The sequence below is a fragment of the Saccharomonospora halophila 8 genome (genome assembly GCF_000383775.1).
Lineage (GTDB): Bacteria > Actinomycetota > Actinomycetes > Mycobacteriales > Pseudonocardiaceae > Saccharomonospora > Saccharomonospora halophila.
Window position 1 is genome coordinate 35,956 of sequence record NZ_KB912493.1, and the last position, 5,278, is coordinate 41,233.

The 5,278-nt window shown below is 71.9% G+C and carries 5 protein-coding genes; 3 read left to right on the top strand and 2 right to left on the bottom strand.

Annotation, left to right across the window (positions count from 1 at the left end; genetic code table 11):
- The 3 genes from SACHA_RS0104045 to SACHA_RS0104055 form a co-directional block, all read left to right on the top strand.
- The coding region (locus SACHA_RS0104045; protein ID WP_019807431.1) for a sterol desaturase family protein at window positions 1–641 on the top strand (641 nt) is incomplete at its 5' end.
- A 266-nt stretch (window positions 642–907) separates the two neighbouring features.
- Complete coding sequence (locus tag SACHA_RS0104050; protein ID WP_019807433.1) at window positions 908–2,443, top strand: MFS transporter; 1,536 nt, start codon at window positions 908–910, stop codon at window positions 2,441–2,443.
- 133 nt (window positions 2,444–2,576) lie between these two features.
- Window positions 2,577–2,894 carry a winged helix-turn-helix transcriptional regulator gene (locus SACHA_RS0104055; RefSeq protein WP_051110075.1) on the top strand — a complete coding sequence of 106 codons (318 nt, stop codon included), beginning with the start codon at window positions 2,577–2,579 and terminating at the stop codon, window positions 2,892–2,894.
- A 26-nt stretch (window positions 2,895–2,920) separates the two neighbouring features.
- Here the strand turns inward: SACHA_RS0104055 and SACHA_RS0104060 are convergent, their stop codons facing one another.
- Together SACHA_RS0104060 and SACHA_RS20205 are read right to left on the bottom strand one after the other, a co-directional pair.
- Window positions 2,921–4,663 carry a pyruvate dehydrogenase gene (locus SACHA_RS0104060; protein WP_019807435.1) on the bottom strand — a complete coding sequence of 581 codons (1,743 nt, stop codon included), beginning with the start codon at window positions 4,661–4,663 and terminating at the stop codon, window positions 2,921–2,923.
- A 116-nt stretch (window positions 4,664–4,779) separates the two neighbouring features.
- On the bottom strand, window positions 4,780–5,278 hold a 499-nt coding region (locus SACHA_RS20205), incomplete at its 5' end, for an FAD-linked oxidase C-terminal domain-containing protein (RefSeq protein WP_039737898.1).

A 5,278-nucleotide genomic window follows, 5' to 3' on the forward strand; every position in this document is an offset into this window, starting at 1 on the left:
GGGGTCTGTCGCTGGGTGCGGCGTGGCGGGAGTTCTGGCGGCACCCGTCGCCGTGGATCATCGGCGCCGTGTTCGCCGCGGCGCTGGCGGCACGCCTGGTCGCCGGTGGCTGGGGGCTGTGGGACGCGCTCGTGCCGGTCGCCATGCTCGGCGCGTTCCCGTTCGTCGAATGGGTGATCCACGTCTGTGTTCTGCACTGGCGTCCCCGTCGGGTCGCGGGCACCCGCGTCGACCCGCTGGTGGCCCGCAAGCACCGGGAGCACCACGCCGACCCGCGGAACCTGCCGTTGGTGTTCATCCCGTGGCCGGTGCTGCTCTGGTTGCTGCCCGCGCTCACCGCGGTCGCGGTCCTGGCGTTTCCCCGCCTCGGGCTCGGGCTGACGTTCCTGGCGATGACCGCCGCGATCGGCTTCGGCTACGAGTGGACCCATTACCTGATCCACAGTGACCACCGCCCGAAGACCCGGCTGTACCGGGCGGTGTGGCGCAACCACCGGCTGCACCACTACAAGAACGAGCACTACTGGTTCACCGTCACCACGTCCGGCACGGCGGACCGTCTGCTGCGCACCCACCCGGACCCGGCCGACGTGCCGGCCTCCCCCACCGCGAAGAACCTGCACGCCGCGAACCCGGCGTGAGGCGCCGGTAGCGCCCTGCCCCGCACGGCACCGCGGCGGGCAACTGCTCGGAGGGCGGGCCGAACATCGGTCTCGTCGTCCGGCCGAGCACGGTCCCGTGATCGCGGGGACGGTATACACCGTGACACCACAGGACAGGAAAGTGCGTACTTGTGCGGTCCGGCGTTTCCGCAGAGCCTCTTTCCCATGGATTCGGAAAGAACATCCGGCATCGCCGCGCGGTTCCCGGGCGACGACCGCGGCCAATCCGGGCGAGTGGTCCGGACGTGACGACGACCGAGACCACCGCGACGCACCGCTGGACGGTTCTGGCCGTTCTCTGCGCCGGCCTCTTCCTGATCGGCATGGACCTGACCGTCCTGCACGTCGCGGTGCCCACGCTGTCCCGGGACCTTTTGCCCGGGACGTCGCAACTGCTGTGGATCGTCGACGTCTACGCCTTGACCGTGGCCGCCTTCCTCGTCACGTGCGGGACGCTGAGTGACCGTCTCGGCCGCAGGAGAGTGCTGCTCGCCGGCTTCGTCGTGTTCGGATCCGCGTCGGTGGGCGCGGCGCTGGCCACCACGCCCGACGTGTTGATCGCCACGCGGGCAGCGCTGGGCCTGGGTGCGGCGATGGTGGCGGCGGCCACGGTCGCGGTCATCCGGACGGTCTTCCCCGACGACCGCGAGCGGGCCGTCGCGATCGGGATCTGGTCGGCGAGCCACAGCGTCGGGGCGGCCCTCGGCCCGGTCGTGGGCGGGCTGCTGCTCGAACGGTTCTGGTGGGGCTCGGTCTTCCTGATCAACGTGCCGGTCGTCGTCGCCGCACTGGCCGTCGGATCCGTGATCATCCCCGAGTCGCGGGGTGAGCACCGGGAGCGCTGGGACGGGGTCAGCGCCGCGCTGTCGATTCTCGGGCTCGGCGGGCTGGTGTTCGCGCTGAAGCAGGTCGGCGAGCACGGTGCCGTGACGCCGTCGTCCGGCGCGCTCGGACTCACGTCGGTGGGCCTGCTGGTGCTGTTCGTCCACCGTCAGCGCAGGATCAGTGCACCGCTGCTGGACCTGTCGTTGTTCTCGAACCGCGGATTCTCGGTCGCCACGATCTCCATTCTGGTGTGTTTCGCGAACTACATCGCGGTCATGTTCTTCGTGACCCAACGATTCCAGCTCCTCGACGGACTCGCACCGCTGGCCGCGGGCGCGGCGCTGCTCCCGATGGCCGTCGCCAACGCGGTGGGCGCGATCACCGCACCGAGGATCGGCGGCGTGCTCGGCGGCCGGGGCGCCGTCACCGCAGGGCTGCTGCTCTTCGCCGGTTCCTCGGGGGCTCTCGCGTTCCTCGGACCGGACAGCGGGTACGGCGCGCTCGTCGGTCTGCTGCTGGGCACCGGGTTCGGTGCGGGGGTGGTGACCACGCTCGGGGCCGACACCATCATGTCCGAGGCGCCACCGGACCGCGCCGGTGCCGCGGGCGCGATCCAGGAAACCTCCTTCGAACTGGGCTCGGGCCTCGGGATCGTCATCCTGGGCACGGTTCTCGGTGCCGTCTACCGCACGACGCTCCGCCCCGTCGAAGGACTCTCGGCGACACAGGAGGTGCAGGCGCGTGATTCACTCGCCTCCGCCGTGGAGGTGGCCTCCGAGGCGGGCGAACCGACGCGGACGGCACTGCGTACCGCCGCCGGGAACGCGTTCTCCGGCGGTTTCACCCTCGCCGTCACGGTGGGCGCCTGCCTTCTGCTGGGCGTGGCGGCGGCGGCCTGGCGTTCGCTCCGCGACCGGCCCGACACCGGAGAACCCACCGATCGCCCGTCCGCGTGAGATCCGTTCGGCGAGACCGCGCCGGCCGCCGTGGCGACGCCGCGCCGGCGGTGGCAGTCTGGGCGTGCGGTGGGAACGCGGGTACGGGAGGTCGCGCGTGCGGGATTCCGTCGGGGACAAGCCCGACTACTGCATGATCGAGTCGGTGATGGAGGTGATCGGCGGTAAGTGGAAGCTGGCGATTCTGCAGCATCTGTTCGCGGGCCCGCGACGGTTCGGCCAGCTCCGACGGGCGTTGCCGTCCATCACCCAACGCATGCTGACCCGGCAGCTCCGCGAACTCGAGGCGGACGGGATCGTGACGAGGACCGTGCATCCGCAGGTACCACCCAAGGTGGAGTATTCGGTGACCGAGACCGGGGCGAGTCTGGAGGACATCGCCCGTCGGCTGGATTCCTGGGGCCGCTGGTACCACGGCCGACGGGTCGGTCCGGACCCCGCCGAGCAGTGACGTCCCGGCTCCCCCTCCCGGCCGAACTACGGCCGGGGGATGTTGCGCAGGTTGGCGCGGGCCAGCCGCAGCATCCGCCCGACGCCGCCCTGCAGCACCATCTTGCTGGTGGCCAGCGCGAAGCCGGTGAGCTGCTGCCCGGTGACGTGCGGCGGTAGGGACAGCGCGTTCGGGTCGGTGACCACGTCCAGCAGTGCCGGGCCGTCGTGGGCGAGGATCTCGCGCAGCCCGTCGGTCACCTCGCGCGGGTCGGTCACCCGCCGGGCGTGCGCGCCCGCGGCCCGGGCCAGGGCGGCGTAGTCGGTCTCCGGGTAGGTCGTGCCGTACGGGGGCAGCCCGGCGACCATCATCTCCAGGTCCACCATGCCCAGCGACGAGTTGTCGAACAGCACGACCTTCACCGGCAGGCCGTACTGCACGACGGTGAGGAACTCCCCCAGCAGCATGGCGAAACCTCCGTCGCCGGACATCGCGACCACCTGGCGGGACCGGTCGGGCAGCTGCGCACCGATCGCCTGCGGCAGCGCGTTGGCCATCGACCCGTGGGTGAACGACCCGATGACCCGGCGCCGCCCGTTCGGGCTGATGTAGCGGGCGGCCCACACGTTGCACATCCCGGTGTCCACGGTGAACACCGCGTCGTCGGCGGCCACCTCGTCCAGCACGGACGCGACGTACTCGGGGTGGATCGGCCGGTGCCGTTCCACGCCGGTGGTGTAGGCGGCGACGACGCCTTCGAGTGCGTCGGCGTGCTTGCGCAGCATCCGGTCGAGGAAGGTGCGGTCGGTCTTCGCTTCGACCTTCGGGATGAGACACCGCAGCGTCTCGGCGACGTCACCGCAGATGCCGAGGTCCAACCGCGAGCGGCGGCCCAGGTGCTCGGGCCGGACGTCCACCTGCACGGTCCGGACGTCGTCGGGCAGGAACGGGTGATACGGGAAGTCGGTGCCCAGCAGCACGAGCAGGTCGCACTCGTGCATCGCCTCGTACGCGGCGCCGTAGCCGAGCAGGCCGGACATGCCGACGTCGTACGGGTTGTCGTACTGGATCCACTCCTTGCCGCGCAGGGCGTGGCCCACCGGGGCGAGCACCCGTCCGGCGAAGGACATCACCTCGTCGTGCGCGCCCGCGGCCCCGGCGCCGCAGAACAGGGTGACCCGGTGGGAGTCGTCGACGAGCCGGGCGAAGGCGTCGATGTCGGTGTCGGTCGGGCGGATCGTCGGCGACCGGCTGATCGGCACCATCGTCGTCCTGTCCTCGGGCGAGTCCTGCCCCGCCACGTCGCCCGGGACGGTGAGCACCGAGACGCCGCCGAGGCCGAGGGCGTGGTGGATCGCGGCGTGCGCGACGCGGGGCAGCTGCGCCGGCGTGGAGATCATCTCCGAGTAGTGGCTGCACTCGACGAACAGCCGCTCCGGGTGGGTCTCCTGGAAGTAGTCGGTGCCGATGTCCTCGGCGGGGATGTGCGCGGCGATCGCCACGACCGGCGCCATGCTGCGGTGCGCGTCGAACAGGCCGTTGATCAGGTGCAGGTTCCCGGGGCCGCAGCTGCCCGCGCAGACGGTGAGCCGTCCGGTGATCTGCGCCTCGGCCCCGGCGGCGAAGGCGGCCGCCTCCTCGTGCCGGGTCTGCACCCAGTCGATCCCGTCCGTGCGCCGCACCGCGTCGGTGACCGGGTTCAGGCTGTCCCCGACCACCCCGTAGATCCGGCGCACCCCGGCCCGCACCAGCAGGTCGACCAGGTGCTGGGCCACCGTCCGCCCGGCCACGGCACCCTCCCTCCCTCGGCGTCGCCGTGTTCCCGTCCTCCGGCCGCCGGGGACACGGTCGTCGGAGGGAGATTGCCCGCCCGGCGGCGGTCAAACCGGGACGGCGCGGGCGGTGGTCAGGTCGTGCCCGGGTCGTCGGGCAGCAGCACGCCCGGGTTCAGGGTCCACGCGGGGTCGAGCGTGCGTTTGGCCGCGGCGAGCGCGGCGGCGAACGGGTCCGGACGCTGCCGGTCGTAGAACGGGCGGTGGTCGCGGCCGACCGCGTGGTGGTGCGTGATCGTGCCGCCGTGCGCGAGGATCGCCTCGGACACCGCGGCCTTGATCTCGTCCCACCGGGCGAGCGTGCTCCCCCACCGTCCGGGGGCGTACACGGTGTAGTACGGCGCGGGCCCGTCCGGATACACATGGGTGAATCGGCAGGTCACCGCACCGCCCCCGGTGGTGTGCCGCATCACCTCGTCGGCCGCGGTGGTGACCGCGCGGTGCAGGTCGTCGAAGCGGTCCCAGGTGCAGGCCGTCTCGAACGTCTCCACGATCATCGCGTGCCGCGCCAGCGCGTCCCGTTGGTACGGCATTCGCAGGAACGCCGACCGCCACTGCCGGGCCGGGTCGGAC